Source organism: Paraburkholderia diazotrophica, from assembly GCF_038900755.1.
GTDB classification, from domain to species: Bacteria; Pseudomonadota; Gammaproteobacteria; order Burkholderiales; family Burkholderiaceae; genus Paraburkholderia; species Paraburkholderia diazotrophica_A.
Genome location: NZ_JBBPEN010000011.1, coordinates 94,618 through 121,048 on the forward strand (window position 1 = coordinate 94,618; position 26,431 = coordinate 121,048).

Consider the following 26,431-nt stretch of genomic DNA (forward strand, 5'->3'; position numbering starts at 1 on the left):
TGTCGAACAGGACCAGGCGGACCGCCTTCGATGCCGTCAAAAATTCGAGATCGTCAGTCGGGCTGCGCGGGCGATCGTTCAATGCGCGTTGTGCTGCTGTCGCTGGCGAACGATTGCAACGATTGCAACGATTGCAACGAGGCGGCGGCGCAATCGCTGCGTCGCGCATTCGATGCAAATGGGTGCCGGGCCTTGTGCTCAACGCTCAACGCAGCCACCTAGGCAGCCAACCTGAAATCCGTTCGTATGTGCAAGCTCCGCGCGTCCGAAACGGGTCAAATTCGTGATAATTTTCGTCAAACGCAGCCGTGCAACGGCCGCATGGCGTTGCCAGTGCGGAAGGTCGGGTTTTCGACGCCGCGCTTCACTGTGAACAACATCTGATGAAACCCGTTATTGCCCTCGTCGGGCGCCCCAATGTGGGGAAATCCACGCTGTTCAACCGTCTGACGCGATCGCGCGATGCGCTCGTCGCCGATCTGCCGGGCCTCACGCGCGACCGTCACTATGGCGAAGGGCGTCTCGGCGACCGGCCGTATCTCGTCGTCGATACGGGCGGCTTCGAGCCCGTCGCGAAGGACGGCATTCTGCACGAAATGGCGCGCCAGACGCGCCAAGCCGTCGAAGAGTCGGACATCGTCGTCTTCATCGTCGACGGCCGCAACGGTCTCGCGCCGCAGGACAAGTCGATCGCAGACTATCTGCGCAAGACGGGCCGGCCTATTTTCCTCGTCGTCAACAAGGCCGAGGGGATGCGGTATTCGGCCGTGGCCGCCGACTTCTACGAACTCGGCCTCGGCGACCCGCGCGCGATTTCCGCTGCGCACGGCGACGGCGTCGCGGAGATGATCAACGAGGCGCTCGACGCCGCGTACGCCGGCCAGCCGGAAGAGAGCGACGAAGAGAAGCAGGCGCACGGCATCAAAATCGCGATCGTCGGGCGGCCGAACGTCGGCAAATCGACGCTCGTGAACACGCTGATCGGCGAAGACCGCGTGATTGCGTTCGACATGCCCGGCACGACGCGCGATTCGATCTACGTCGACTTCGAGCGACAAGGCAAAAAATACACGCTGATCGATACGGCCGGGCTGCGCAAGCGCGGCAAGGTGTTCGAGGCGATCGAAAAGTTCTCGGTGGTGAAGACGCTGCAATCGATCTCCGACGCCAACGTCGTGATCCTGCTGCTCGACGCGCGCCAGGACATTTCGGAACAGGACGCGCACATCGCGGGCTTCGTCGTCGAGCAGGGGCGGGCGCTCGTCGTCGGCGTCAACAAGTGGGACGGGCTCGATCCGCATGTGCGTGAGCGCACGAAAGGCGATCTTCAGCGCAAGCTAAAATTCCTCGAGTTCGCGAAGTTCCATTTCATTTCCGCAGCCGAAAAGACGGGAATCGGCCCGCTGATGCGCTCTGTCGACGATGCGTACAAGGCCGCGATGTCCAAGCTGCCGACGCCGAAGCTCACGCGTGCGCTGATCGAAGCCGTCGAGTTCCAGCAGCCGCGTCGCCGCGGCCCGGTGCGTCCAAAACTGCGCTACGCGCACCAGGGGGGACAGAATCCGCCGATCATCGTGATCCACGGCAACGCGCTCGATGCCGTCACCGACACGTATAAGCGCTACCTCGAAAACCGCTTCCGGGAAACTTTCGCGCTGACGGGCACTCCATTGCGGATAGAGTTCCGGTCGTCGACGAACCCCTACGCGGACAAGGGCTGAAACGCGCCGGCGATCGGGCCCGAAACCCGCGTGTAGACTGGCTCCTGGCCGGATGGCCAGGTGAAGCGCTGGTCAATAAAAATCGGCTATAGTGTAGCGATTGACGGCGGATTTCTTTTTCTTCGCCGGCAATTAAGTCAACCTGCAAAAAAATACGGAGTTTGCTATGAGCAACAAAGGGCAATTGTTACAAGACCCGTTTTTGAACGCACTGCGTAAAGAGCACGTGCCGGTCTCGATCTATCTCGTCAACGGCATCAAGCTTCAAGGGAACATTGAATCGTTCGACCAGTACGTCGTGTTGCTCCGGAATACGGTGACCCAGATGGTGTACAAGCACGCAATCTCGACTGTCGTGCCTGCCCGTCCGGTAAATTTCCACCCCGATTCCGAATCGTCCTAACCTCTCGTCGCGGCCGGTCGAGCGTCGTCGGCTGGCGACACTGACCGGCCGCTTCATTTTGACATCCACCAATTTGATCAACGCAGCGCTTGTCGGCATCGACTTCGGCAAAATCGATTTCGAAGCCAGTCTCGAAGAACTCAGTCTGCTCGCGCAAAGTGCGGGCGCCCACCCTGCCGTCACCCTCACCGGACGCCGTTCGAGCCCCGATGCCGCCATGTTCGTCGGCAGCGGCAAGGCCGAGGAATTGCGCCTCGCGTGCGAGGCGAACGACATCGAAATCGTCATCTTCAATCACGCACTTGCGCCGGCTCAGCAGCGCAATCTGGAGCGTGCGCTTAACAGGCGCGTCGTCGACCGCACAAGCCTCATTCTCGACATTTTCGCGCAACGCGCGCGCAGCCACGAAGGCAAGCTGCAGGTCGAGCTCGCGCAGCTGCAATATCTCGCGACGCGGCTGATTCGCGCGTGGACTCACCTAGAACGTCAAAAGGGCGGTATCGGCCTGCGCGGCCCCGGTGAAACGCAGCTCGAAACCGACCGCCGGCTGATCGGCGATCGCATCAAGATGCTCAAGGGGCGGCTCGAGAAGCTGCGCCGCCAGCACGGCACGCAGCGCCGCGCGCGCGCCCGCAACCAGACGATGTCGGTGTCGCTCGTCGGCTATACGAATGCGGGCAAGTCGACGCTGTTCAATGCGCTGACGAAAGCGCAGGCGTATGCCGCCAACCAGCTGTTCGCGACGCTCGATACGACTTCGCGCCGCGTCTATCTCGGCGAGGAAGCGGGGCAGATCGTCATATCGGACACCGTAGGATTTATTCGCGAGCTACCTCACCAACTCGTGGCGGCATTTCGCGCGACGCTCGAAGAAACCATTCACGCCGATCTGTTGCTGCACGTTGTGGATGCATCGAGTGCGGTGCGGCTCGACCAGATCGATCAGGTCAATGACGTCTTGCGCGAGATCGGCGCGGACACGATCCGGCAGGTGCTCGTATTCAACAAAATCGACGCGGTGCCAGAACTGGCGGCCCGAGGCGACGCGGTCGAGCGGGACGAGTATGGTAATATTTCGCGCGTCTTTTTGAGCGCGCGCACGGGGCAAGGGCTGGACACACTGCGCGCTGCCATCGCCGAAATCGCAACAGCCGAACATCTTTCGGAATCTGACGGTCTACTGTCGGAGGGAGACCCGAGAGCCGCGGCATTCCAACAAGATCAGCGCGATGATGCGGGCGAAGACCACCGCGAAGACCGCAAGATCCCAGACACGGGCATCGACCCGTTCCAATTGCATTGACCCGCTGTCTACTCTGGTGAACGAACACAGGTGAACGATTACAACGAGCGGAGTATCTGGCTGCGTCTGCGCGCCATGTTGTCGCTGAACGACCCGCGGTGGGGTCGGGGCGATAGCAATGGCGACCGCCAGCGTCTGAACGATTCGAAGCGTCCGCCCAACGGCAAGGAAAGCGAAGGACCGCCCGATCTCGACGAAATGTGGCGCGACTTCAACCGGCGCCTGTCACGCATGTTCGGCCGCAAGGGCGGAGGCGGCGACCGTCGTCCCGATAACGGGCGCGGTGCGCGGATCGGCGTCGGCATCATCATCGGCGTGTTGATCGCGATCTATCTCGGCAGCGGCGTATTCGTCGTGCAGGACGGTCAGGAAGCAGTGGTGCTGCGCTTCGGCCAGTTGCGCGGCACGGCCGCGCAGGGCGTGCACTGGCGCCTGCCGTATCCGTTCGAATCACATGAAGTCGTCAATGTCGGCCAGGTACGTTCGGTTGAAATCGGCCGCAACAACGTCGTGCGTCTCGCGAACGTGAAGGACGCGTCAATGCTCACGCACGACACCGATATCGTCGATGTGCGCTTTGCCGTTCAGTACCAGATCCGCAAGCCGACCGACTACCTGTTCCGCAGCGCCGATCCCGATCTCAGCGTGATGCAGGCGGCGCAGGCGGCCGTGCGCCGGATCGTCGGCTCGCGCAGCACGAACGACATCCTCTATCAGGACCGCGAAGCCATCCGCGCTCAACTGACGGAAGCGATCCAGCATTCCCTGGATGAATATCACACGGGTCTCGCCGTCACGGGCGTGACGATCCAGAGTGTGCAGGCGCCCGACCAGGTGCAGGCCGCATTCGACGACGCCGCGAAAGCGCGTCAGGATCGCGCGCGGGCGAAGCGCGACGCGCAGGCCTATGCGAGCGACCTGTTGCCGCGCGCGCAGGCGGAAGCCGCGCGGATGATCGACGACGCGAAAACCTACAGCGACCGCGTGGTCGCGCAGGCGGAAGGCGACGCCGAGCGTTTCAAGGAAGTGTACGCGCAGTACTCGAAGGCGCCCGCCGTGATCCGCGAGCGCATGTACCTCGAAACCATGCAGCAGATCTATTCGAATACGACGAAGGTGTTCGTCGACAGCAAGTCGGGCAGCAACGTGCTCTATCTACCGCTCGACAAGCTGGTGGAACAGACGCGTCAGCGCTCGGCCGAAGCGGCTGCAGCCGCCGCGGCTGGCTCGGCATCGGGTGCCCAGGCCGCGCCGTCCACGCCAAATGCACAGGGCGCGCCGAGCCTGTCCAATACGCAGCCAGCGACCCAGGGTGGCAACCCGCCGACCATTGTCGCGCCGCCCGCTGCACCCGTGAGCAGCGCAAGCCAGGCCGCCGCCGCGAGCGACGCGTTCCGTTCGCGCGATTCGTTCCGCAGCCGCGGACGCGAAGACGAGTTGCAATAAGGAGCGCGAATATGAACAAGATCGTTGCGCTCGTCGTAGCCATTGTGATCGTGTTGTTCGCGGCATCGTCGATGGTGTTCGTCGTCGATCAGCGGCATATGGCCGTCGTCTCCGCGCGCGGCGATGCCGCGCCGACGCTGGCCGGTCCCGGCTTGCACGTGAAGCTCCCGCCGCCGTTGGAGACGGTGACGTCGGTGGATACGCGCATCCAGTCGCTCGATTCGCCCGACGAGGACCACTACGCGACGTCCGACAAGACGGAAGTACTCGTGAATCCCGTCGTGAAGTTCCGCGTGTCCGATCCCGTGAAGCTGGTCACCGAAACGAAGGGCGACATGCAGAGCCTGCCGGATCGTCTCGCGCTGCTCACGCGTGGCGCGCTCGGCGACGCGTTCGCGAAGTACTCGCTGCCCGACGCGCTCGCGAAGCAGGATGCGATCGCAACCGAGGCGCGCGACGGCATGCAGAAGGCCGCGGCGTCGCTGGGCGTCGATGTCGTCGATGTGCAGCTCACGCGCATCGACTTCCCCGCTGCGATGGCTGACACGGTGTACAAGCGGATGATCGCCGCGCGCGAAGAGGCGGCCAGCCAGGAGCGCGCGCAAGGCGCGGCGGAAGCGGATCAGATCAAGGCGGATGCGGGCCATCAGCAGCAGGCGATCCTCGCCGATGCGTACAAGCAGGCGCAGTCGATCAAGGGCGACGGCGACGGCAAGGCTGCATCGATTGCCGCCGACGCATTCAGCCGCGACCCGCAGTTCTATCAGTTCTACCAAAGCATGCTGGCCTACAAGAACAGCTTCAAGCCGGGTGACGTGATGGTCGTCGACTCGAGCAGTGAGTTCTTCCGCTTCATGCGCAGCCCGGACGGCGCAGCAGCCGCTGCTCAACCGACTTCCGGCGCGTCGACGGGCGCGCACAACAAACACTGATTACGGGAGCGCCGCGGCAAACGCATCGCGGCGGCCGCATCGCATGGACATAGCCGGCTCGTTTTTGCTCGCGATCGCACTGATGCTGATCATCGAGGGGATGTTCCCGTTCGTATTTCCGAGCGCGTGGCGCGACACGTTTCGTAAAATAGCGGAGCGCCCGCCGCACCATATCCGGATCGGCGGACTGATTGTCATGGTGCTCGGACTGTTGTTGCTGTTGGTCGCGACATGACGAAGGGACAATGCGGCGTCGAGCGGCGCTCATGAGGCGCGGCTCGTACACGTATTTCACGCGTTGAAATTTGCGGCATCACGCGCTGTTGCCGGTGTCGATCGTGTGCCGAGCGCCGCGGCGCTTGGAGGCAGCATCGACCGGCCAGCAGTTCGCCGCCGCTCGCCGAACGCAACGCGCAGCGCCGGCACCAAGGCATCGTGTCCACCTGCACCGCGCGCCATTCATATTTCCAACGGCGTTTGCCATGACGCCGGATTCACCGTCGTAGGACTGTATCGATGTCGACCTGGTTACTTCCCGAGAACATTGCCGACGTGCTGCCGTCGGAGGCACGCAAGATCGAAGAACTGCGCCGCCGGCTGCTCGACCGTTTTCGCGCATACGGCTACGAGATGGTCATGCCGCCGCTGCTCGAATACCTGGAGTCGCTGCTGACGGGCGGCGGCACCGATCTGAACCTGCGCACCTTCAAGCTCGTCGATCAGCTGTCGGGCCGCACGTTGGGCTTGCGCGCCGACATCACGCCGCAGGTCGCGCGCATCGATGCGCACCTGCTGAACCGACAGGGCGTGACGCGGCTGTGCTATGCGGGCAACGTGCTGCACACGCGTCCGCGCGGACTGCACGCGACGCGCGAGCAGATTCAGATCGGCGCTGAAATTTATGGCCATGCGGGCCTCGAAGCGGATCTGGAAATTCAGCAACTGATGCTCGATGCGTTGCATCTGGCGGGTCTCGGCCGGGTGCGTCTCGATCTGTGCCACGCTGCCGTGCTCGCTGCGCTGATCGACAACGAGCCGGCTGCCGCGTCGCTCGGCGAAGCGCTGTTCGAAGCGCTCGCGGGCAAGGATGTTCCGCTGCTGAACGAATTGACGGCGAATCTCACGTCCGTCACGCGGGACGCGCTGCGCGCGCTGCCCACGCTCTACGGTGATGCATCGGTGCTCGAGGAGGCGCGCGCGCGACTGCCGAACGCGCCGGAAATCTCGCGCGCGCTCGACGATCTCGCGTTCCTCGCGCAGCAGGTCGGCGGCGCAGAAGTGATGATCGATCTCGCCGATCTGCGTGGCTATGCGTACCACAGCGGCGTGATGTTCTCGGCGTATGTCGACGGCGTGCCGAATGCCGTCGCGCGCGGCGGTCGTTACGACAAGGTCGGTCAGGCGTATGGCCGCGCCCGCGCGGCAACGGGCTTTTCGCTGGATCTGCGCGAAGTCGCCCGCATTTCGCCCATCGAGGCGCGCAGCAGCGCGATTCTCGCGCCGTGGCAGCACGACGACGCGCTGCGCACGAGCGTCGCCGCGTTGCGCGATGCAGGCGAGGTCGTGATCCAGGCGCTGCCGGGCCACGATCATGCGCTCGACGAATTTGCATGCGATCGCGTGCTGGTCGAGCGCGACGGCCAGTGGGTCGTCGAAGCGAAGCCCTGAGCGTGGTGTGCAAGTGTCGTGCTCGGTGTAGTGCCCAGTGTCGTAATTACGCACTGCGTCATATGAAACGTGACGTCGCAACCATCGGGATGCGTGCCGCCGCGAGCCGCGCGTGATAGCGCCAACGCGCGTCGCCGCATCCCATGCCTTTGAGCGGAAACGGAAAAATCCCGGGATCAGTCGGTGAAAAAATCGGGAACCGTCGTCGAACATAGGTAAAATACGTTTTTAACCAGCTTAAGAATCAACATGTCTGCCAGCGCAGTGAATGTGAACCCTGGGCGCAATGTCGTCGTCGTGGGTACCCAGTGGGGTGATGAGGGCAAGGGCAAGATCGTTGACTGGCTGACGGACCACGCGCAAGGCGTCGTTCGTTTCCAGGGCGGTCACAACGCCGGACACACGCTCATCATCGGGGGCAAGAAAACCATCTTGCGTCTGATTCCGTCGGGCATCATGCGCCCGGGCGTCGCCTGCTACATCGGCAATGGCGTCGTGCTGTCGCCGGAGGCGCTCTTCAAGGAAATCGAAGAGCTGGAATCCGCCGGCATCGACGTCCAGAAACGGCTCTTCATTTCCGAAGCCACTACGCTGATCGTCCCGTATCACGTCGCTATCGACCAGGCCCGCGAAGCACGCAGCGGCGCCGGCAAGATCGGCACGACGGGTCGCGGCATCGGCCCGGCGTATGAAGACAAGGTCGCGCGCCGCGGGTTGCGCGTGCAGGACCTGTTCGAGCCGAAGGCATTCGCGGAACGTCTGCGCGCGAATCTCGACTTCCACAACTTCGTGCTCACGCAATACCTCGGCGCGCCTGCTGTCGATTATCAGCAGACGCTCGACATGATGCTCGGCTACGCCGACCGTCTGCGGCCGATGGTAGCGGACGTTTCCCGCCGTCTGTACGACGAGAACCACGCCGGCAACAACCTGCTGTTCGAAGGCGCGCAAGGCACGCTGCTCGATATCGACCACGGCACGTATCCGTTCGTCACGTCGAGCAACTGCGTCGCGGGCGCGGCCACGTCGGGCGCGGGCATCGGTCCGCAGAAGCTGAACTACATCCTCGGCATCACGAAGGCGTATTGCACGCGCGTCGGTTCGGGCCCGTTCCCGAGCGAGCTGTACGACGCGGACAACGCGAGCCGCCAGGAAGAAGTCGGCCTGACGCTCGCGAAGGTCGGCAAGGAATTCGGCTCGGTCACGGGCCGTCCGCGCCGCACGGGCTGGCTCGACGCCGCCGCGCTGCGTCGCTCGATCCAGATCAACGGCGTGTCGGGCCTGTGCATCACGAAGCTGGACGTGCTCGATGGCCTCGATGAAGTGAAGCTGTGCGTCGGCTACACGGTCGACGGCAAGGATGCCGACATCCTGCCGCGCGGCGCGTATGAAGTGTCGCGCTGCGAGCCTGTCTACGAGACGTTCGGCGGCTGGAAGGAAAGCACCGTCGGTATCAAGGAGTGGGACAAGCTGCCCGCGAATGCCCAGGCGTATCTGGCGCGCGTGCAGGAAGTGGCGGGCGTTCCGATCGACATGGTGTCGACGGGCCCGGACCGCGACGAAACCATTCTTCTCCGTCATCCGTTCAAGGCTTAATACATGACGCAGGGTGTACCGATGATCGCGATGAAAGACCCACGCAACGATGACCGCAATCTGTGGGTCGGCTGGGACGAATACCACCGCCTGATCGAAATGCTCGCGCTGCACGTGCACGAATCAGGCTGGAAATTCGACAAGATCCTGTGCCTCGCGCGCGGCGGCTTGCGTGTCGGCGATCAGCTGTCGCGCATCTACGATCTGCCGCTCGCCATTCTCGCGACCAGCTCGTATCGCGAAGCGGCAGGCACGGAGCAGGGCGAGCTCGACATCGCGCAATACATCACGATGACGCGCGGCGAACTGTCTGGCAACGTGCTGCTCGTCGATGATCTGGTCGACTCGGGCGTGACGCTCGCACGCGTGCAGCAGCATCTGAAGGAACGTTACCCGGCCATTACGTCGGTGCGTTCGGCCGTGCTGTGGTGGAAGGCATGCTCGAAGGTGAAGCCGGACTATCACGTCCAGTATCTCGCGACGAACCCGTGGATCCACCAGCCGTTCGAGGAGTGGGACACCGTGCGTCCGCACAATCTCGGCGCGTGGATCAAGCGCGGCCAGGAGCGTTCGACGGACGCAGGCTAGCCAGCGTTGCAAATGCCGTTGCGCATCGTCGCGGCGGTCGGCAGCGAATCGAGCGGAGCCCTTCGGGGCTCCGTTTTTTTTCGTCTGAAAACTGGCGAACGCGAGCGGCGGAGAATTTAACAATCACGCAATTGACATTCGCGAATGCCCGGCCGGAGCGGATGCGCGATGCTAAACTGCTGTCACGAAGCGTTGCTACGTGGCGTTTGCACAACGGGTCGAATGGTGGGCTTTAATGCCCATATTCTTTAGAATAGCGTTCGTTTTTGCCGCTCAGGAACGGATTCTTTTCGCGTTTATGACAAACAATCATCACGTCCCGAAGCAGCCGTTGCCATCGCTTGCAGTCGCTGCGATCGGCGTGGTTTTCGGGGACATCGGTACTAGCCCGCTGTACTCGCTGAAAGAAGCCTTCAGCCCCTCCCACGGCATTCCCCTTACCGACGGTTCCATTCTCGGCGTCATTTCGCTGCTCTTCTGGGCGATCGTCGTGGTCGTGAGCATCAAGTACGTGATGTTCGTGATGCGCGCCGACAACAACGGCGAGGGCGGCGTCCTCGCGTTGATGGCGCTGTCGCTGCGTTCGTTCGACGTGAAAAGCAAGGCGGCCGGCCTGCTGATGATGCTGGGCATCTTCGGCGCGTGCATGTTCTACGGCGATGCCGTGATCACGCCGGCCATTTCGGTGATGTCGGCCGTCGAAGGTCTTGAGATTGCGGCGCCCAAGCTCTCGCATCTGGTGTTGCCGCTGACGATGGTGATCCTGATGCTGCTGTTCTGGATCCAGCGCCACGGCACGGCGATGGTAGGCCGCCTGTTCGGTCCCATCATGGTGATCTGGTTTCTCACGCTGGCCGTGCTCGGGGTGTCGCATATCGTGCAGTCGCCCGAGGTCATCAAGGCGCTCAATCCGTACTACGCGGTCTCGTTCATGGCGGCGCACGTGCTGCAGGCGTACGTGGTGCTCGGCTCGGTCGTGCTGGTGCTGACGGGCGCCGAAGCGCTGTACGCCGATATGGGCCACTTCGGCGCGAAGCCGATTCGCTGCGCGTGGTACGCGCTCGTGATGCCGTCGCTGGTGCTGAACTACTTCGGCCAGGGCGCGCTCCTGATGCACGATCCGAAGGCCATCGAAAACCCGTTCTTTCTGCTCGCGCCGGAGTGGGCGCTGCTGCCGCTCGTGGTGCTGTCGACGGTCGCGACCGTGATCGCGTCGCAAGCGGTGATTTCAGGCGCGTATTCGCTGACGAGCCAGGCGATCCAGCTCGGCTACGTACCGCGCATGAAGATCCTGCACACGTCGGAGTTGGCGATCGGACAGATCTATGTGCCCGTCGTCAACTGGATGCTGCTCTTCATCATTCTGTGCATCGTCATCGCGTTCAAGAGCTCGGATAACCTGGCCGCCGCATACGGTATCGCCGTGACGGCGACGATGGTGATCACGACGGTTCTCGCGAGCGTCGTGATGGTGAAGGTGTGGAACTGGAACAAGGGCATCGTGGCGCTGATCATCGCCGCGTTGATGACCGTCGATCTGGGCTTCTTCGGCGCGAACCTGCTCAAGGTCGCCGAGGGCGGCTGGCTGCCGCTTTGCATCGGCGCGCTGCTTTTCTTCCTGCTGATGACGTGGTTCAAGGGCCGCATGATCGTGAAGGAACGCACGGCCGCCGACGGCATTCCGCTGATGCCTTTCGTGCAGGGTCTGCTTGCGCATCCGCCGCATCGCGTGTCGGGCACGGCGATCTATCTGACGGGCAGCGCGACGCTGGTTCCCGTGAGCCTGCTGCACAACCTCAAGCACAACAAGGTGTTGCACGAGCGCACGATCTTCCTGACCTTCATCACGCGCGATATTCCCTATGTGGACGACAAGGACCGCCTGACCGTCAAGGACGTGGGCGGTGGTCTGTTCCTCGTGAAGGCCGCGTATGGCTTCAACGAAACGCCCGATGTGAAGGCAGTGCTCGAGCAGATCAGCGTGACGCACGACATGTCGTTCGAACTGATGGACACGTCGTTCTTCCTCGCGCGCGAAACGGTGGTGCCGACGCAATTGCCGGGCATGTCGGTATGGCGCGAGCGCGTGTTCGCATGGATGCATCAGAACGCCGCGAAGCCGACGGATTTCTTTAGTATTCCCGCGAATCGCGTCGTGGAGCTGGGGACGAAGATCGAAATTTGATCGGGCGAGCGCGCTTCGCGTCAGACGGAGTGCCTCGGTCCGCAAAGACAAAGGCCCACGCATGAAAATGCGCGGGCCTTTTGCTTTTCTTGTTACGCGTGGTGGCTTCGATGCGATCGGCAGCAGCGAGATACGATGCCGCGGATCTTCGACAGTGCGCGCGCTTAACGCTTCAGCTTTGCAAACGCCGCCGCCATTGCGTTGACAGGCTCCGGTTCGCGCGAGCGCTGTTGCGGACGTCCGCCGCCGCCCGAACGGCCGCCCATGCTGCCGCGGTCCTGCTGGCCACTCGCGCGCGGGGCCGAAGCCGGCGAGAAGTCGTCGTCGAGACGCATCGTCAGCGAAATACGCTGGCGCTTCACGTCGACTTCGAGCACTTTCACCTTGACGATTTGCCCCGCCTTGACGACTTCGTGCGGGTCCTTGATGAACTTCGTCGACATCGCCGACACGTGCACGAGACCATCCTGATGCACGCCGACATCGATGAACGCGCCGAACGCGGCCACGTTCGTCACGACGCCTTCGAGCACCATGCCGGGCGACAGGTCCGAAATCTTCTCGACACCTTCGCGGAACGTCGCCGTCTTGAACTCGGGGCGCGGATCGCGGCCGGGCTTTTCGAGTTCGGAGAGAATGTCGCGCACGGTCGGCAGACCGAAGCGATCGTCGACGAACTCGGTGGGCGACAGTTTGCCGAGCGCGTCGCGATTGCCCAGCACTTCGCCGATGCTCTTGCTGATCTTCGCGAGCATTCGCTCGACGACGGGATACGCTTCCGGGTGCACCGACGAGCGGTCGAGCGGATTCTCGCCGCCGTTGATGCGCAGGAAGCCAGCGGCCTGCTCGAACGTCTTGTCGCCGAGACGCGGCACCTTGCGCAGATGATCGCGCGTCGGGAAGGGACCGTTCGCGTCGCGGTAATCGACGATATTGCGCGCGAGCGTCGCGTTCAGGCCGGACACGCGCGCGAGCAGCGCGACAGACGCCGTGTTCGCATCCACGCCGACGGCGTTCACGCAGTCCTCGACGACGGCATCGAGCGAGCGCGCGAGTTCGCGCTGGTTCACGTCGTGCTGATACTGGCCGACGCCGATTGCCTTCGGCTCGATCTTCACGAGTTCGGCGAGCGGGTCTTGCAGACGGCGCGCGATCGACACCGCGCCGCGCAGCGACACGTCCAGTTCCGGAAATTCCTTCGCCGCCAGTTCCGACGCCGAGTAGACGGAAGCGCCCGCTTCCGACACGACGATCTTCTGCAGCTTCAGTTCAGGATGGCGCGAGATCAGTTCGCTTGCGAGCTTGTCCGTCTCGCGCGACGCCGTGCCGTTGCCGATGCTGATCAGTTCCGCCTGCGTCTGCGCGGCGATGCGCGCGAGCTTCGCGAGCGAGCCGTCCCAGTCGCGGCGCGGCTCGTGCGGGTAGATCGTATCGGTGGCGAGCAGCTTGCCCGTGCGATCGACGACGGCGACCTTCACGCCCGTTCGCAGGCCCGGATCGAGGCCGATCACCGCCTTTGGGCCCGCCGGCGCGGCAAGCAGCAGATCCTTCAGATTGCGCGCGAACACGCGGATCGCTTCGCTTTCGGCTTCCTCGCGCAGGTTCGTCAGCAGTTCGTTTTCGATGTGCGGCTGCACCTTCACGCGCCAGCACCAGCGGCACACGTCCGAGAGCCACTTGTCGGCGGGGCGGCCCTGATTCGCAATGCCGAAGTGGCGCGCGATCATCGCTTCGCCCGGATGCGGCACCTGCGCGTCGAGTTCTTCTCCGAGGCCGAGCTTGATCATCAGGACGTCTGCATTACGGCCGCGGAAGAGCGCGAGCGCGCGGTGCGACGGCACGGTGCGGATCGTTTCCGAATAGTCGTAGTAGTCGCGGAATTTCTCGCCTTCTTCGCCTTCCTTGCCTTCGACCACCGCCGACACCAGCACGCCCTGGTTGAACAGATAGTCGCGCAGCTTGCCGAGCACTTCGGCCGTTTCGCCGAACTGCTCCGAGAGGATGTCGCGCGCGCCGTCGAGCGCAGCCTTGACATCGGCGACGCCTTTCTCGGCATCGACGTATAGCGCGGCTTCCGTCTGCGGATCGAGCAGCGGGTTCGCGAGCAGTGCATCGGCGAGCGGCTGCAGGCCGGCTTCGCGGGCGATTTGCGCGCGCGTGCGGCGCTTCGGCTTGTACGGCAGATAGAGGTCTTCGAGCACCTGCTTGCTGTCGGCGCCTTCGATCGCGCCGCGCAGCTCGTCCGTCAGCTTGCCCTGTTCGTCGATGCTCGCGATGATCGCGGCGCGGCGGTCTTCGAGTTCGCGCAGATACAGCAGGCGTTCTTCGAGCGTGCGCAGTTGCGTGTCGTCGAGATTGCCGGTGACTTCCTTCCGGTATCGGGCGATGAACGGAACGGTCGCTCCTTCATCGAGTAGTCCCACCGCCGCCGCGACCTGGCGCGGCTGGACGGTCAATTCGGTGGCAATGCGCTGTACGATCTTGAGTGCTACGTTGTCCGTCATAGGGTCTTGATGTTCCTGCCGGATTCGACTGGTGGCACACCTGCGCGCAGGCAAGGCGGCCGGATTGCTGAAAGGTCGCTAAAGCTCGTGAAAGCTTGCTGGAGCGGGGCATTTTGCCATAAATGGCCGAGCGCTCAAGCGCGGGGTGATAGAATTTCAGGCATGTTCCGTTGCCCATCTACGACGTTGCCAACCTCCCGCATTTCGCCCGGATCTTCACGCCGATCTCTGCTCGCATCGCCCGTCTTCGGGCCGCAGATTGCTCCGATTGTCTTCGGGTTCGCCGTTGTTGCCCGTCGCGTCGCGGTTGCCGCTTCGCTTGCATTCGCTGTCGCTGCGCCGGCGTTCGCGCAGCAGACTTCCGCGGCCGGGCCTATGGTCGTTGCCGCATCGGATGCGGGTGCCGATGCCGCATTGCCCGGTGCCGCGTCGGGCGTCCAGAAGGATGCGGACGCGGGCTCGCACGCTGCCGCAGCCAACGACTTCGATGCGCGGCAAAAAGCGCTCGATGACCGCACCGCAGAGAACAACTACCGTTACGCCGTTGCGCAGCACAACTGCTACAGCAGGTTTTTCGTCAATCACTGCCTGAACTCGGCGCGTGACGACATGCGCGTCGTCGCTGCCGATATCCGCAAGGAACAACTCGCGCTCGACGACGAAAAACGTGTCGAGCACGCGCGTCAACGCGACGAAGAGGCGGCGATCAAGCGCGCGCAAAACGAAGCCGACGCGCCCGCGCGCGCCGCGCAGGACGCGCGCAACGCACAGGCTTACGACGAGAAGCAGCGCCAGCATCAGTTGAGCCAGGCGCAGCGCGAAGCGGAAGCGCCGCAGCGCGCCGCGAACGAGAAGGCCTATCAGCAGAAGCAGCAACAGCACGCGATTGATCAGGCGCAGCGGGGCATCTCGCCGTCGCAGGCGGCGGCGAACCAGAAGGCCTATGACGCGAAGCAGGCCGACTTCCAGCGTAAGCTCGATGAGGCGCACCAGCAAGCCGCGCAGAAGGCGCAGGAACGGGCCGAGAAACAGCAGCGCTTCGAACAGAAGCAGAGCGAAGCCACGCAGCACAAGGCCGACGTCGAGGCGCGCCAGAAGCAGGCCGCCGAGAAAGCCAAACAGAAGCAGGAAGAGCAGGCGAAGCAGCAACAGCAACTCGACCAGCAACAGAAGCAACAACCGCAGCAGTAAGCAGCGAGCATCATCAGCCGTAACGCGTTTCAGGCCGGACAGCAACCTCGAGCGGAGCGACTGCACGACGCGGCCTTCGCCATTTCGAAAGAGGAGGCGAGCATGCGCGACCATCATCGCGTCATCAACTCGGACACACTGCGCGACCGCATTCTGCAACTCGAATCGGAGCACAGCGGACTTGATCGGTTGATCGACAGGATGTCCGAGGAACCCGGCATCGACGACCTCGAGATACAGCGCCTGAAAAAGCGCAAACTCAAGGTCAAGGACACCATCATCTTGCTGCAATTGCAGCTTGAACCGGAAGCGCGCAGCTGACACAGCGGCCAGGCAGGCGCCGGCCGCGTTCAGTTCGTAGCGCGCCCGACTTTGCAGGAAACGCTTGCCTTGAACTCACCGCTTCAATCTACTTCGCGCGCGGCCTCCGCCGACGACGCGCCGGCACGCGACGAGCGCGCCGCGAAACCCGCAGCGGGCGGCGGCGCGCTGGTCGCGTCGCTGAGTCATAAGCGCTCGTCCGAACTCGCCGATATCTTCGCCGCCGACGGGCTGCTCGCCCGCCAGATCGACGGCTACCGGCCGCGCGCGTCGCAGATCGAGATGTCACGCGCCGTTGCGGCAGCGATGGAAGCGTCGGGCCGCGCGATGCCCGAGCCCGCGATGTTCGAAGCGCAGAAGCGTCCGGCGAGGCGGTTGCAGCAGTCGGCGTCCGCATCGGCGGCAGCGCCGGACGACGTGGCGCCGACGGACGCCGACGTGGACGGCGGCGAAAACACGCTGATCGTCGAAGCCGGGACGGGCACGGGCAAGACCTACGCGTACCTCGTGCCCGCGATGCTGTGGGGCGGCAAGGTCATCGTCTCGACGGGCACGAAGCACCTGCAGGATCAGCTCTACCAGCGCGACATTCCGACCGTGCGCGATGCGCTCGCGGTGCCCGTCACCGTTGCGATGCTGAAGGGCCGCGCGAACTATCTGTGCCACTACTATCTGCAGCGTACGGCGGACAACGGACGTCTGCCGTCGCGGCAAGAAACGTCGTATCTGCAGGACATCGTCCGCTTCGCGAAGATCACGCGCACGGGCGACAAGGCCGAACTCGCGAGCGTGCCGGAGACGGCGGCCGTGTGGTCGATGGTGACGTCGACGCGCGACAACTGCCTCGGCCAGGAATGTCCGCATTACAAGGACTGTTTCGTGATGCAGGCTCGCCGCGAGGCGCAGCAGGCCGATATCGTCGTCGTCAATCACCATCTGTTTTTCGCCGACATCATGTTGCGCGACACGGGCATGGCCGAGCTGCTGCCGACGGCGAACACGGTCATCTTCGACGAAGCGCATCAACTGCCCGAAACCGCGACGCTCTTTTTCGGCGAAACGCTCTCGACGACGCAGTTCCTCGAACTTGCGCGCGACTCGGTCGCCGAAGGCCTTGGCCATGCGCGCGATGCCGTCGACTGGGTGAAGCTCGGCGCGGCGCTCGAGCGCTCGGCGCGCGATGTGCGGCTCGCGTTCAAGGAAGATTCGGTGCGTCTGTCGATCGGACAACTGCCCGGCGATCATCCGCTGTTCCCCGCGCTCGAAGCCGTCGAAACCGAACTCGATGCGCTCGCCAGCGCGCTGGCGGGGCAATCGGAGCGTGCGGAGTCGCTGGGGGCGCTGTTGCGTCGCGCGCGCGAGTTGCAGGACGTGCTGGCGGGCTGGACGACGCCGCCGACCGCGACCGAGCGCGATGCGGCGTCGGGCTCAGTGCCGCAAGCGAGCGATGCGAATGATCCGAACGAGAAAGTTCGCTGGATCGAAGTCTTCTCGCATACCGTGCAACTGCATGAGACGCCGCTGTCCGTCGCGCCCATCTTCGCAAAGCAGCGTGCGGGCGTGCCGCGCGCGTGGGTCTTTACGTCGGCGACGCTTTCCGTGCGCGGCGACTTCACGCACTATGCAGCGCAGATGGGCCTGAACGCGCGTCGCTCGATGACGTTGCCCAGTCCGTTCGACTACGGCACGCAGGGCTTGCTGTACGTGCCGCGCAACCTGCCGCAGCCGTCGTCGCCGATGTTCACCGACGCCGTCTTCGATGCCGCGTTGCCGGCGATCGAAGCGTCGGGTGGCGGCGTGTTCATGTTGTGCACGACGCTGCGTGCCGTCGATCGCATTGCGTCGAAGCTGCGCGATGTCATCGAATCGCGCGGCTGGAACATGCCGCTGCTCGTGCAGGGCGACGCGAGCCGCACGGAATTGCTCGAGCGTTTCCGTTCGTTTGGCAATGCGATTCTCGTGGGCAGTCAGAGCTTCTGGGAAGGCGTCGACGTGCGCGGCGATGCGCTGTCGCTTGTGATCATCGACAAGCTGCCGTTTGCGCCGCCCGACGACCCCGTGCTGTCCGCCCGGCTCGACGCATTGACGAAGAAGGGGTTGAGCCCGTTTGCCGTTCATCAGCTGCCGCAGGCGGTCATTACGCTCAAGCAGGGCGCGGGGCGGCTGATTCGCTCGGAGACCGATCGCGGCGTGCTGATGATCTGCGATACGCGTCTCGTCGATAAACCGTATGGACGCCGTATATGGCAAAGCCTGCCGCCCTTCAGGCGGACGCGGGAGCTCGATGTGGTGCGGGCGTTCTTCGATGAGAACGTGCAGGCTCAGTGAAGCGCGAGACGCCCGTTGCATCGATGCACAATGTTGCCGGTGCAACGGGCGCGTCATTGCGATGACGGCAATTCGACGCGTCGCCGTTTGAATTCACTTCAGGTTCAAATAGAAGTCGAAATGCATCGAATACATGCAAGCGGGATAATCTCGATATAAAAGACGGCGCATAAAACAAAACGCCACGGACTGAAATCCGTGGCGTTTTGTTTTTTTCGCCCGGGAAGCCCTGCGGACCTCCCGTTGCAGTTTTCGCCCAGAGGACGAACCCTGTGCTACAGCTTACTGGCTTGCGCCCGAAGCCGGAGCAGCTGCCGACGCACCAGCGTCCGAAGCGGCAGCGCCTGCGTCCGAAGCAGCCGTCGAAGCCGAAGCAGCAGCGTCGCTCGCAGCAGCAGCAGCGCCCGAAGCAGCAGCAGCCGAATCCGAAGCAGCAGCAGCCGGTGCCGATGCGGCAGCAGCGTCGCTAGCCGGGGCAGCTGCCTGGTCGCTGCTCTTGTTGCATGCAGCCAGTGCCACAGCTGCCAACAGGGATGCTACGAGGAGGGATTTCTTCATGATCACGTCCTTTTATGGTTAAAGGTAAGCAACAGCGCAAAATAATACCGGTAATGTGCTCCAACACCGACCTGGGCCGCTGGTGGAGACCGCACTTCATGAGCGTGAATCTTCCCTACGGCTTGGGCGGAAATTATATGCACTTTCGTATCGACCGTCGACAAATCCGGGGCCAATACGTTGTCTTTCTCAGACAATTTTTCGCTATACGGTATAACAGCGGAGCGAATCTTATCGCAGTTCGCCCATCTGTATCCAGCCCGCACGATACCACTCGTGAAGTAGTGCTGTCACCGACGATTGCGGAGAGAGTGTTACAAAGCGTTTCGCACTCAGAGAGCGGTTGTCGGCGAGTTCAATCACCCATTTTTTCACGCCTGCGAGCCTGCTTTCTTCTCCATTTAGATAATAAGCGCGGTTGTCGTAAAGCAGCACGGTTTTACGGTCGAGCCGCACGCCTTCCTTCATCGCGCGCTTGATAAAACGCGCTTCGTCGAGCGGACGTTCAGGTGGATCGAACACCACGCTCGGCTTCGGCTCGCTCAGATACGTGCCGAGGAACGACGACACGTCTTTATCGTTCCAGTCGACGGCAGCAAGGATCGCGCCCACACGGTTGACTAGCGCGGGAGGCAGCTCGGCCGGGCGTTCGACGGCGGGCTGCTGCGGATCGCGATAGAGCGCGGAACCATTCGGCGATGCATGTGCCTCACCGCGTTCGGCGAGGTAGTAGAGGAACTGCGCAGCGAGTTCACTCGTGGAGGGCGCGCGAAAGCCGATCGAGCAGGTCATGCATTCGCCTTGCGCAACGCCGTCATGCGCGATATGCGGCGGCAGGTAAAGCATGTCCCCTGGCTCCAGCACCCATTCCTCTTTGGGCTCGAAGTACTGCAGCACCTTCAACGGCAGGCCAGGCTGCAACGACAGATCGCGCTGCGCGCCGATGCGCCAGCGTCGCTTGCCATGAACCTGCAACAGAAAGACATCGTAGGAATCGAAGTGAGGGCCGACGCCGCCGCCGTCCGTCGCGTACGAAATCATCAGATCGTCGAGGCGCGCGTCGGGCACGAAGCGAAAGCGATCAAGTAGGGCGCGTGCCCGGTCATTATGCAGATCGACGCCCTGCACGAGAAGTGTCCACGCACGTTGCCTGACGGCGGGCAATTCGTCTGCAGCAAACGGGCCATGCTCGAGCTGCCAACGGTTGCGAAAATGCGTGATGAGGCGCGATTCGACGTCGTCCTGATCGGCGAGTTCGAACAGTTCGTCACGCGCGAGCGGCGCGACGATGTCGGGGATCGCCTGGCGGATCAGAAGGGGCTTTTTCTGCCAGTAACGTCGCATGAATTGCGACGGCGTCAGGTTGCCTAACAGAGGTGTGGGCTGGTCCGGCGAGGGCGCCGACGAAGCGGAAATGGAAGTAGGGGAAGTACGCGCTGAAGCTTTGGCAGCGGGGTAGTCAGGGGGCCGCACGGGCATCGTATAATGTGAGTCGTAATCTGGAGAATCGAATGAAAATCGTAAAGAACACCGTCGTATCGGTCGCGTACAAGCTGTCGGATGCGCAAGGCAATCTGATCGAGGAAAGCGACGAGCCGATGGTTTATCTGCACGGCGGCTATGATGGCACGTTCCCCAAGATCGAGGAAGAGCTCGACGGCCATGAGCCCGGCTTCGAAACCCAGATCCAGCTGGAGCCGGTGGACGCGTTCGGCGAGTACGATCCGGAGCTCGTGAAGATCGAGCCGCGCAACCGTTTCCCCGAGCCGCTCGAAGTCGGCATGCAGTTCGAAGGTACGCCCGAGGAAGGCGATGAAGACCTCGACTCGTTGATCTACACGGTGACGGACGTCGCCGAGGACAAGGTCGTGCTCGACGGCAATCATCCTCTCGCGGGCATGGCGCTGCGTTTCAAGCTGACGGTCAAGGACGTGCGCGAAGCGACGGAAGACGAAATCCAGCACGAGCACGCGCACGGCGCGAGCGGCCTCGAAATCGCCGATGAAGACGATGACGAAGACGATGCCGACGACGCCGAACCGTCACGGCCGACGTTGCACTGAACTCGCAGGGTCGGCGCCCGGGCCGATGCCTGGGTAGACGCCGGAAGGCTGGGCAGTTCCTGAAGCGGGCGCGTAAGCGCCCGTTGTCGCATCTGGCGGGCCGTATCGGTATGTGATGCCGTTGCCAGCGTTACCGCCGTCGTTGCCATTGCCCGTATCGGACGACGGCGCGCGCGGCGGTTCTGGCAGAATCGGCGGCAATTCGGAAGCGGGCGCGGAGCCTGGCACCGCGGGCATCGAAGGCGGCATCGGCGGTGCCGCGTACTCGTTATGCGACGGCAATGCCGGCGTCGCAGGCAGCGGCAGATTCTTCGGCACATTCTGTACGCTTACGCGAAACGGGGGCCGTTTCGCAAGATCGGCATCGATCTGTATCCACTGGTTCTGACGATTGCGCGGAGCGAATGCGATGCGCGTCAGATTCGTGACCAGGTCGCCCTTATCGTCGCGCAGCGGTTGATCGATCATGAAGCCGGCGTGCATTCGATCGTCATCCTGATGAATCACGACGACGGGTCCGTGAAAGGTCTCGGCCAGCTTCACGAGGCTGCGCTTGAACTCGAGAAAGCCGTCGCGCTTCGCCTTGTGGCCGAAGCGCAGCCACGCGAAGCGCTCGGGGCGCTCGTAACGTTCAGGATCGAAGTCGCCCTGAAGCAGCACGACGATCGCGCGGGCGTTGTGCCGCTTCGCATATTCGGCGGCGTGGTCGAGCCAGAACGCATTTGCGATCACGCGGTCTTCGAACTCGCCGTTGCGTCCGCCTGCATACAGGAAATGATTGTTCGGGCCCGGCACATTCAGGCCGACGAACACGGTATCGCCGAGCTGCCAGCGCACGTTCTCCCGATACGTACGAAAGCGCGATACCTCGCTTTCGCGCACGAGCGGAATCGGGTTTTGCCCCATCGACGACGTATCCGCGAAGAGCGTCTGCCGCAGCAGGTCGAGCCGTTCTACGGGATCGTAGCCGCCCGCTTCGTCCGTTCCGCAGTCGGCCCAGTCGTGCTGTCCGGGAATGAAAACGAGCGCGGGCTTCGACATTTCGAGCAGCGTCTGGCGCGTCGCGAACAGCGAGTCGCGGCACGCTTCCTTGCTGCTTTTCAGATTGCCGTCGTAGACGATGAACGAAATATCGGGCTCGCGTCCAATTGCCTCGAGGAGCCGTTGCGTTTGCGCTTCGTCGGCGGGACTTTGCAGCGTGCTGCCGATGACGGCGAACGAGTAGCGCGGCTCCGATTCCTTCGCGAATGACGCGCGCCCGGGCAAGGCCAGTGACACGCCGGCCGCGAGCGCGAAGGCGAGCGCCGCTCCGCGCGAGCGACGACGCCTCGCCGATGCGTGGCGCGCGTACGTGTCAGTGTTGCGCATCTGGCGACTTGGCCAGTTCATGCAGTTCGTACAGCAGGTCGAGCGCTTCGCGTGGACGCAGATCGTTCGGATCGATCTCGCGCAACCGCTCGGCGAGCGCCTGCATGGCGGGGTCTGGCGCCGTCGCGGCGGGTTCGTCGTCGTCGGCGTCTTCGAGCATCGTCACGGGCGCCGCAAACAGATCGAGTTGCGGCGCGGGCTGCGCGGCCGATTGCTGTTCGAGATACGCGAGATGCTTGCGCGCCGCGCGAATCACGGCGTTCGGCACGCCTGCCAGTTGAGCGACCTGGAGACCGTAGCTCTGGTTGGCGGGGCCTTCGTTGACGGCGTGCAGAAACACGATGCCATGCCCATGCTCGACGGCTGACAGGTGGACATTCGCCGCATGCGGAAACTCGGCGGGCAGTTGCGTCAGCTCGAAGTAGTGCGTCGCGAAGAGCGTGTGACAGCCGTTGTGAGCGAGCAGATGGCGCGCGATTGCCCACGCGAGCGCAAGGCCGTCGAACGTCGACGTGCCGCGGCCGATTTCGTCCATCAGCACGAGGCTTTGCGGCGTCGCGTCGTTCAGGATAGCCGCGGCTTCCGTCATTTCGACCATGAACGTCGAGCGGCCGCCCGCCAGATCGTCGGCCGCGCCGATGCGCGTGAAAATGCGATCGATGGGGCCAAACGACGCGCGGCGCGCGGGCACGTAGCTGCCGACATAGGCCATCAACGCGATCAACGCAGTCTGACGCATGAAAGTCGATTTACCGCCCATGTTCGGGCCGGTGATCAGCAGCAGCTTGCGTTCGGGGTTGAGCGTGCAGTCGTTCGCGATGAACTGCTCGACTTGCGCCTCGACGACGGGATGCCGTCCTTGTTCGATTTCGATGCCGCCAGCCGGCGTGAAGTTTGGCGCAACCCAGTCGAGCGCGCGGGCCCGTTCGGCGAACGCGGCAAGCACGTCGAGTTCGGCGAGCGCCGAAGCGACGCGCTGGCAATCCGCGATGAACGGCAGCAGCGCCTGCAACAGCGCGTCGTACAGCGCCTTCTCGCGCGCGAGCGCGCGTTCCTGAGCGGACAGCGCCTTGTCTTCGAAAGTCTTCAACTCGGGCGTGATGTAGCGCTCGGCGTTCTTCAGCGTCTGACGTCGGCGATAGTCGTCGGGGACTTTATCGGTCTGGCCGCGCGTCACTTCGATGTAGAAGCCGTGCACCTTGTTGTACTCGACGCGCAGATTGCCGATGCCCGTCCGCGCGCGCTCGCGCGTTTCGAGATCGATCAGGAACTGTCCGCAGTTCTCCGAAATATCCCGCAGTTCATCGAGATCGGCATCATATCCGCGTGCGATCACGCCGCCGTCGCGCACCATCGCGGCGGGCTCCTGCGCGACCGCGCGCTTCAGCAGGTCGATGCACTCGGCCGGTGGCTCCAGCGACGCGTCGATGCGCGCGAGCGAATCGGCGGCCTGCGTGACGGCGGCCAGTTGCGCGCGCAGTTCGGGCAACGCGATGAACGTGTCGCGCAGACTCGACAGATCGCGCGGACGCGCCGACAGCAGCGCGAGCCGGCCCGTGATCCGTTCGATATCCGAGATCTGACGCAATGCGCTGCGCAGCGAGTCGAGACTGGCTTGGGGCGGCGCATCGAGCAACGCGCCGATTGCCTGCTGGCGTGCCTGCGCAAACGCGGCATTGCGCGGCGGATGGTGCAGCCAGTGCCGCAGCAGACGGCTGCCCATCGTCGTGCAGCACGTGTCGAGCAGCGAGCAAAGCGTGGGCGAATCCGTGCCGCGCAGCGTTTCCGTCAATTCCAGATTGCGGCGCGAGGACGGATCGAGACCGATGTACTCCGATTCATATTCGACCTTGAGGCTGCGCACATGGCGCAGTTGCTGGCCCTGCGTCGCCGCTGCGTATAGCAGCACTGCGCCCGCCGCGCCGCACGCGCACGACAGCGAATGCGCGCCGAACCCGTCTAGGCTCGCGACTTCCATTTGATCGCACAGCCGTTGCGTGCCCGACGCGACATCGAAATGCCATGCCGGGACGCGCGTCACCGCGCCGAAGCCGGAGGGGAGCGTCCACGCATTCGATTCGCCGGGCGAGGGCGTGTCGGCGACGAGAATCTCCGCGGGACGGATTCGCTCCAGCGCGGCGGCGACCTGGTCGGGCGCGACTTCGGCAAGACGCAGCGCGCCGCTCGCCAGATTCAGCCAGGCGAGGCCGACGGCCGACACCACGCCACGCCGGTTGTGCGCCGCGCACACGGCGAGCAGATACGTATCGCTCTTGTCGGAGAGCAGCGCGGCGTCTGTCAGCGTGCCGGGCGTGACCACGCGCACGACCTTGCGCTCGACGGGTCCCTTCGACGTCGCCGGATCGCCGATCTGTTCGCAGATCGCGACCGATTCGCCGAGTTTTACCAGTTTCGCCAGATACTGTTCGACGGCATGATGCGGCACGCCCGCCATCCTGATCGGATTGCCGCCCGACGCGCCGCGCTGCGTGAGCGTCAGATCGAGCAGGCGCGCGGCCTTTTCGGCGTCGTCGAAGAACAGTTCGTAGAAATCGCCCATCCGATAGAACACGAGCGTGCCCGGATGCTCCCCTTTAATGCGCAGGTACTGCTGCATCATGGGAGTGTGTTGCGCGAAGTCGTTTGCGGCTGCGGTTTGAGTGCCCATCCTCGTGTCTTTCTTGCTTGACTGTTCAGGGCGTGAGTTTAACCCGTCGACGCGGTGCGCGAACCTGGCCGGATGGCCAGGTTGCCGTCGCGATCGTCACACGGCTATGCTGCGCTCAGTTTTCGTTTATTCCTCGATCAGCGCGTGCATGTCCACCTTGTGCGCATTCGCGTCGCTGCGGCGTTTGGCGAGCCACATCATGCCCGTGATGAAGAGTCCGAACACGGCGATGATCCACTGCACGGGCATCGTCGCCGTCAGCAGGATCGCGTAGGCGCCGAGCATCAGCAGCACGGCGAGATTCTGGTTGAAGTTCTGCACGGCGATCGAGTGGCCCGCCGTCAGCAGCGTCGCGCCGCGATGCTGGAGGATCGCGTTCATCGGCACGATGAAGAAGCCGGAGAGCGCACCGAGCAGGATCATCAACGGATACGCGAGGATGATATAGGCGGGCGCGAAGAGGGAGCCGACGCGCAGCCCCGCGCCGGGCGGAAAGAGGCTTTTGCTGTAGAACGCCATCGCGACGGCGACGGCGCCCATCAGCAGCCCGACGGGCAGCACCTTCAGCGAACTGCGCAACGGAATCCATGCGGCGGCGGCCGCTGCGCCGATCGCGATGCCGAAGCCAGCCACGCCCTGCATCACGGCCGCCTTCGACAGCGACAGCCCGAGATTCGCGTCCGCCCACTTCAGCACGAGCAGTTGCAGCGTGACGGCGCCGCCCCACATCAGCGTCGTGACCCACAACGCGATCTGCGCGAGGCGGTCGGACCAGAGTATGTTGAAGCAGCGGATGAATTCGCCGAGCAGCTGGCCGGGCTCGACGAGCCGGTTCCGGTAGCGCGCGCCCGTGTCCGGAATGCCGACGTTCAGCGCCGCCGCAATCGCATACGTGATCATCACGGCGAGCATCGCGAGATCGGCGGCCGTGTGAATCAGCGGCAGTTGCGCGTGCTGGACGAAGTGCGACGCATACGTGCTGATCAGCGCGCCGCCCAGCACCGTGCCGGCGATCGTCGACAGCACGGTCGCGGATTCGAGCCAGGCGTTCGCAGTGACGAGCCGCTCGGCAGGCAGCAGTTCCGTCAGAATGCCGTACTTGGCGGGCGAATACGCGGCTGCGCCGAAGCCGACCACGCCGTACGCGATCATCGGATGCACGCCCGCGATCATCATCAGACAGCCGGCTGCCTTCAGCGCGTTCGAGATGAACATCACGTGGCGCTTTTGCAGCGCATCGGCGAATGCGCCCACGAACGGCGCGAGCAGCACATAGGAAATCGTGAAGAAGATCTGCAGCAGCGGCGTGATCCACGCGGGCGAGCGAATCACGGCAAGCAGCGCGATGGCCGCGATCAGGAGCGCGTTATCGGCGAGCGACGACACGAATTGCGCGGCGATGATCGTATAGAAGCCTTTCTTCATGGTCCCGATTGGAACACAGCGCTCGCGTTCGTGCGCGGCGAGCGCATCCGGGAGCGCATTAAGCCGCTCATCAGGCCTCGCATCAGGCAGCGCATCAGGCAGCGCATCTGGCAGCGCATCCGGCAGTCCGTGGCGCCGCGCGGCAAAACCGGCGCCCCATACG

At 63.6% G+C, this 26,431-nt stretch carries 20 protein-coding genes; 14 read left to right on the top strand and 6 right to left on the bottom strand.

Annotated elements, in window-relative coordinates; all coding sequences use genetic code 11:
- Positions 1 to 383 precede the first annotated feature (383 nt).
- From der to AABE10_RS28825, 10 genes are all read left to right on the top strand, one after another.
- Positions 384 to 1,721 (top strand): ribosome biogenesis GTPase Der, encoded by a 1,338-nt coding sequence (gene der, locus AABE10_RS28780; RefSeq protein ID WP_342936600.1) that lies wholly within the window; start codon positions 384 to 386, stop codon positions 1,719 to 1,721.
- A gap of 166 nt (positions 1,722 to 1,887) precedes the next feature.
- Positions 1,888 to 2,124 (top strand): RNA chaperone Hfq, encoded by a 237-nt coding sequence (gene hfq, locus AABE10_RS28785; RefSeq protein ID WP_007580427.1) that lies wholly within the window; start codon positions 1,888 to 1,890, stop codon positions 2,122 to 2,124.
- Between the two features lie 73 nt (positions 2,125 to 2,197).
- Positions 2,198 to 3,427 carry a GTPase HflX gene (gene hflX / locus AABE10_RS28790; protein WP_428983407.1) on the top strand — a complete coding sequence of 410 codons (1,230 nt, stop codon included), beginning with the start codon at positions 2,198 to 2,200 and terminating at the stop codon, positions 3,425 to 3,427.
- Between the two features lie 30 nt (positions 3,428 to 3,457).
- Positions 3,458 to 4,873, top strand: a complete 1,416-nt coding sequence (gene hflK / locus AABE10_RS28795) for an FtsH protease activity modulator HflK (RefSeq protein WP_342936601.1) — start codon at positions 3,458 to 3,460, stop codon at positions 4,871 to 4,873.
- An 11-nt stretch (positions 4,874 to 4,884) separates the two neighbouring features.
- Positions 4,885 to 5,805 (top strand): protease modulator HflC, encoded by a 921-nt coding sequence (locus tag AABE10_RS28800; protein WP_342936602.1) that lies wholly within the window; start codon positions 4,885 to 4,887, stop codon positions 5,803 to 5,805.
- A gap of 43 nt (positions 5,806 to 5,848) precedes the next feature.
- Positions 5,849 to 6,040 (top strand): DUF2065 domain-containing protein, encoded by a 192-nt coding sequence (locus tag AABE10_RS28805; protein WP_342936603.1) that lies wholly within the window; start codon positions 5,849 to 5,851, stop codon positions 6,038 to 6,040.
- Positions 6,041 to 6,321: 281 nt separating this feature from the next.
- Entirely contained in the window at positions 6,322 to 7,473 is a 1,152-nt protein-coding gene (locus AABE10_RS28810) for an ATP phosphoribosyltransferase regulatory subunit (RefSeq protein ID WP_342936604.1), read from the top strand.
- A 249-nt stretch (positions 7,474 to 7,722) separates the two neighbouring features.
- Positions 7,723 to 9,069 (top strand): adenylosuccinate synthase, encoded by a 1,347-nt coding sequence (locus tag AABE10_RS28815; protein WP_342936605.1) that lies wholly within the window; start codon positions 7,723 to 7,725, stop codon positions 9,067 to 9,069.
- Between the two features lie 3 nt (positions 9,070 to 9,072).
- Positions 9,073 to 9,657: a phosphoribosyltransferase gene (locus AABE10_RS28820; protein WP_342936606.1), complete on the top strand. Its 585-nt coding sequence runs from the start codon at positions 9,073 to 9,075 to the stop codon at positions 9,655 to 9,657.
- A gap of 298 nt (positions 9,658 to 9,955) precedes the next feature.
- Positions 9,956 to 11,842, top strand: a complete 1,887-nt coding sequence (locus AABE10_RS28825) for a potassium transporter Kup (protein WP_342936607.1) — start codon at positions 9,956 to 9,958, stop codon at positions 11,840 to 11,842.
- 164 nt (positions 11,843 to 12,006) lie between these two features.
- Here the strand turns inward: AABE10_RS28825 and AABE10_RS28830 are convergent, their stop codons facing one another.
- Positions 12,007 to 14,346: a Tex family protein gene (locus AABE10_RS28830; RefSeq protein WP_342936608.1), complete on the bottom strand. Its 2,340-nt coding sequence runs from the start codon at positions 14,344 to 14,346 to the stop codon at positions 12,007 to 12,009.
- A gap of 162 nt (positions 14,347 to 14,508) precedes the next feature.
- Between AABE10_RS28830 and AABE10_RS28835 the strand changes: the two genes are divergently transcribed.
- The 3 genes from AABE10_RS28835 (at position 14,509) to AABE10_RS28845 (ending at position 18,186) form a co-directional block, all read left to right on the top strand.
- Positions 14,509 to 15,537 (top strand): colicin transporter, encoded by a 1,029-nt coding sequence (locus tag AABE10_RS28835; protein WP_342936609.1) that lies wholly within the window; start codon positions 14,509 to 14,511, stop codon positions 15,535 to 15,537.
- 102 nt (positions 15,538 to 15,639) lie between these two features.
- Positions 15,640 to 15,858, top strand: coding sequence for a DUF465 domain-containing protein (locus AABE10_RS28840; RefSeq protein WP_087735434.1), 219 nt, complete (start codon positions 15,640 to 15,642; stop codon positions 15,856 to 15,858).
- Between the two features lie 69 nt (positions 15,859 to 15,927).
- Positions 15,928 to 18,186: an ATP-dependent DNA helicase gene (locus AABE10_RS28845; protein WP_342936610.1), complete on the top strand. Its 2,259-nt coding sequence runs from the start codon at positions 15,928 to 15,930 to the stop codon at positions 18,184 to 18,186.
- Positions 18,187 to 18,468: 282 nt separating this feature from the next.
- Here AABE10_RS28845 and AABE10_RS36485 read toward each other — a convergent pair whose 3' ends face one another.
- Positions 18,469 to 18,744, bottom strand: a complete 276-nt coding sequence (locus tag AABE10_RS36485) for a hypothetical protein (protein WP_428983406.1) — start codon at positions 18,742 to 18,744, stop codon at positions 18,469 to 18,471.
- A 231-nt stretch (positions 18,745 to 18,975) separates the two neighbouring features.
- On the bottom strand, positions 18,976 to 20,223 hold the full coding sequence (locus AABE10_RS28855) for a cupin domain-containing protein (protein ID WP_342936612.1): 1,248 nt from the start codon (positions 20,221 to 20,223) through the stop codon (positions 18,976 to 18,978).
- A gap of 32 nt (positions 20,224 to 20,255) precedes the next feature.
- Here AABE10_RS28855 and AABE10_RS28860 point away from each other — a divergent pair, with 32 nt between their 5' ends.
- A complete protein-coding gene (locus AABE10_RS28860; protein ID WP_342936613.1) occupies positions 20,256 to 20,807 on the top strand; it encodes a peptidylprolyl isomerase in 552 nt (183 codons plus the stop codon).
- Here AABE10_RS28860 and AABE10_RS28865 read toward each other — a convergent pair.
- The 3 genes from AABE10_RS28865 to lplT all read right to left on the bottom strand — a co-directional run bounded on the left by AABE10_RS28865 (position 20,787) and on the right by lplT (position 26,268).
- Positions 20,787 to 22,175: a hypothetical protein gene (locus AABE10_RS28865; RefSeq protein WP_428983408.1), complete on the bottom strand. Its 1,389-nt coding sequence runs from the start codon at positions 22,173 to 22,175 to the stop codon at positions 20,787 to 20,789. The two genes, AABE10_RS28860 and AABE10_RS28865, sit on opposite strands and share 21 nt — an antisense overlap.
- Positions 22,162 to 24,843, bottom strand: coding sequence for a DNA mismatch repair protein MutS (gene mutS, locus AABE10_RS28870; protein ID WP_342936615.1), 2,682 nt, complete (start codon positions 24,841 to 24,843; stop codon positions 22,162 to 22,164). The genes AABE10_RS28865 and mutS overlap by 14 nt, the downstream gene beginning before the upstream one ends.
- 126 nt (positions 24,844 to 24,969) lie before the next feature.
- Positions 24,970 to 26,268, bottom strand: coding sequence for a lysophospholipid transporter LplT (lplT, locus tag AABE10_RS28875; protein WP_342936616.1), 1,299 nt, complete (start codon positions 26,266 to 26,268; stop codon positions 24,970 to 24,972).
- Positions 26,269 to 26,431 lie beyond the last annotated feature (163 nt).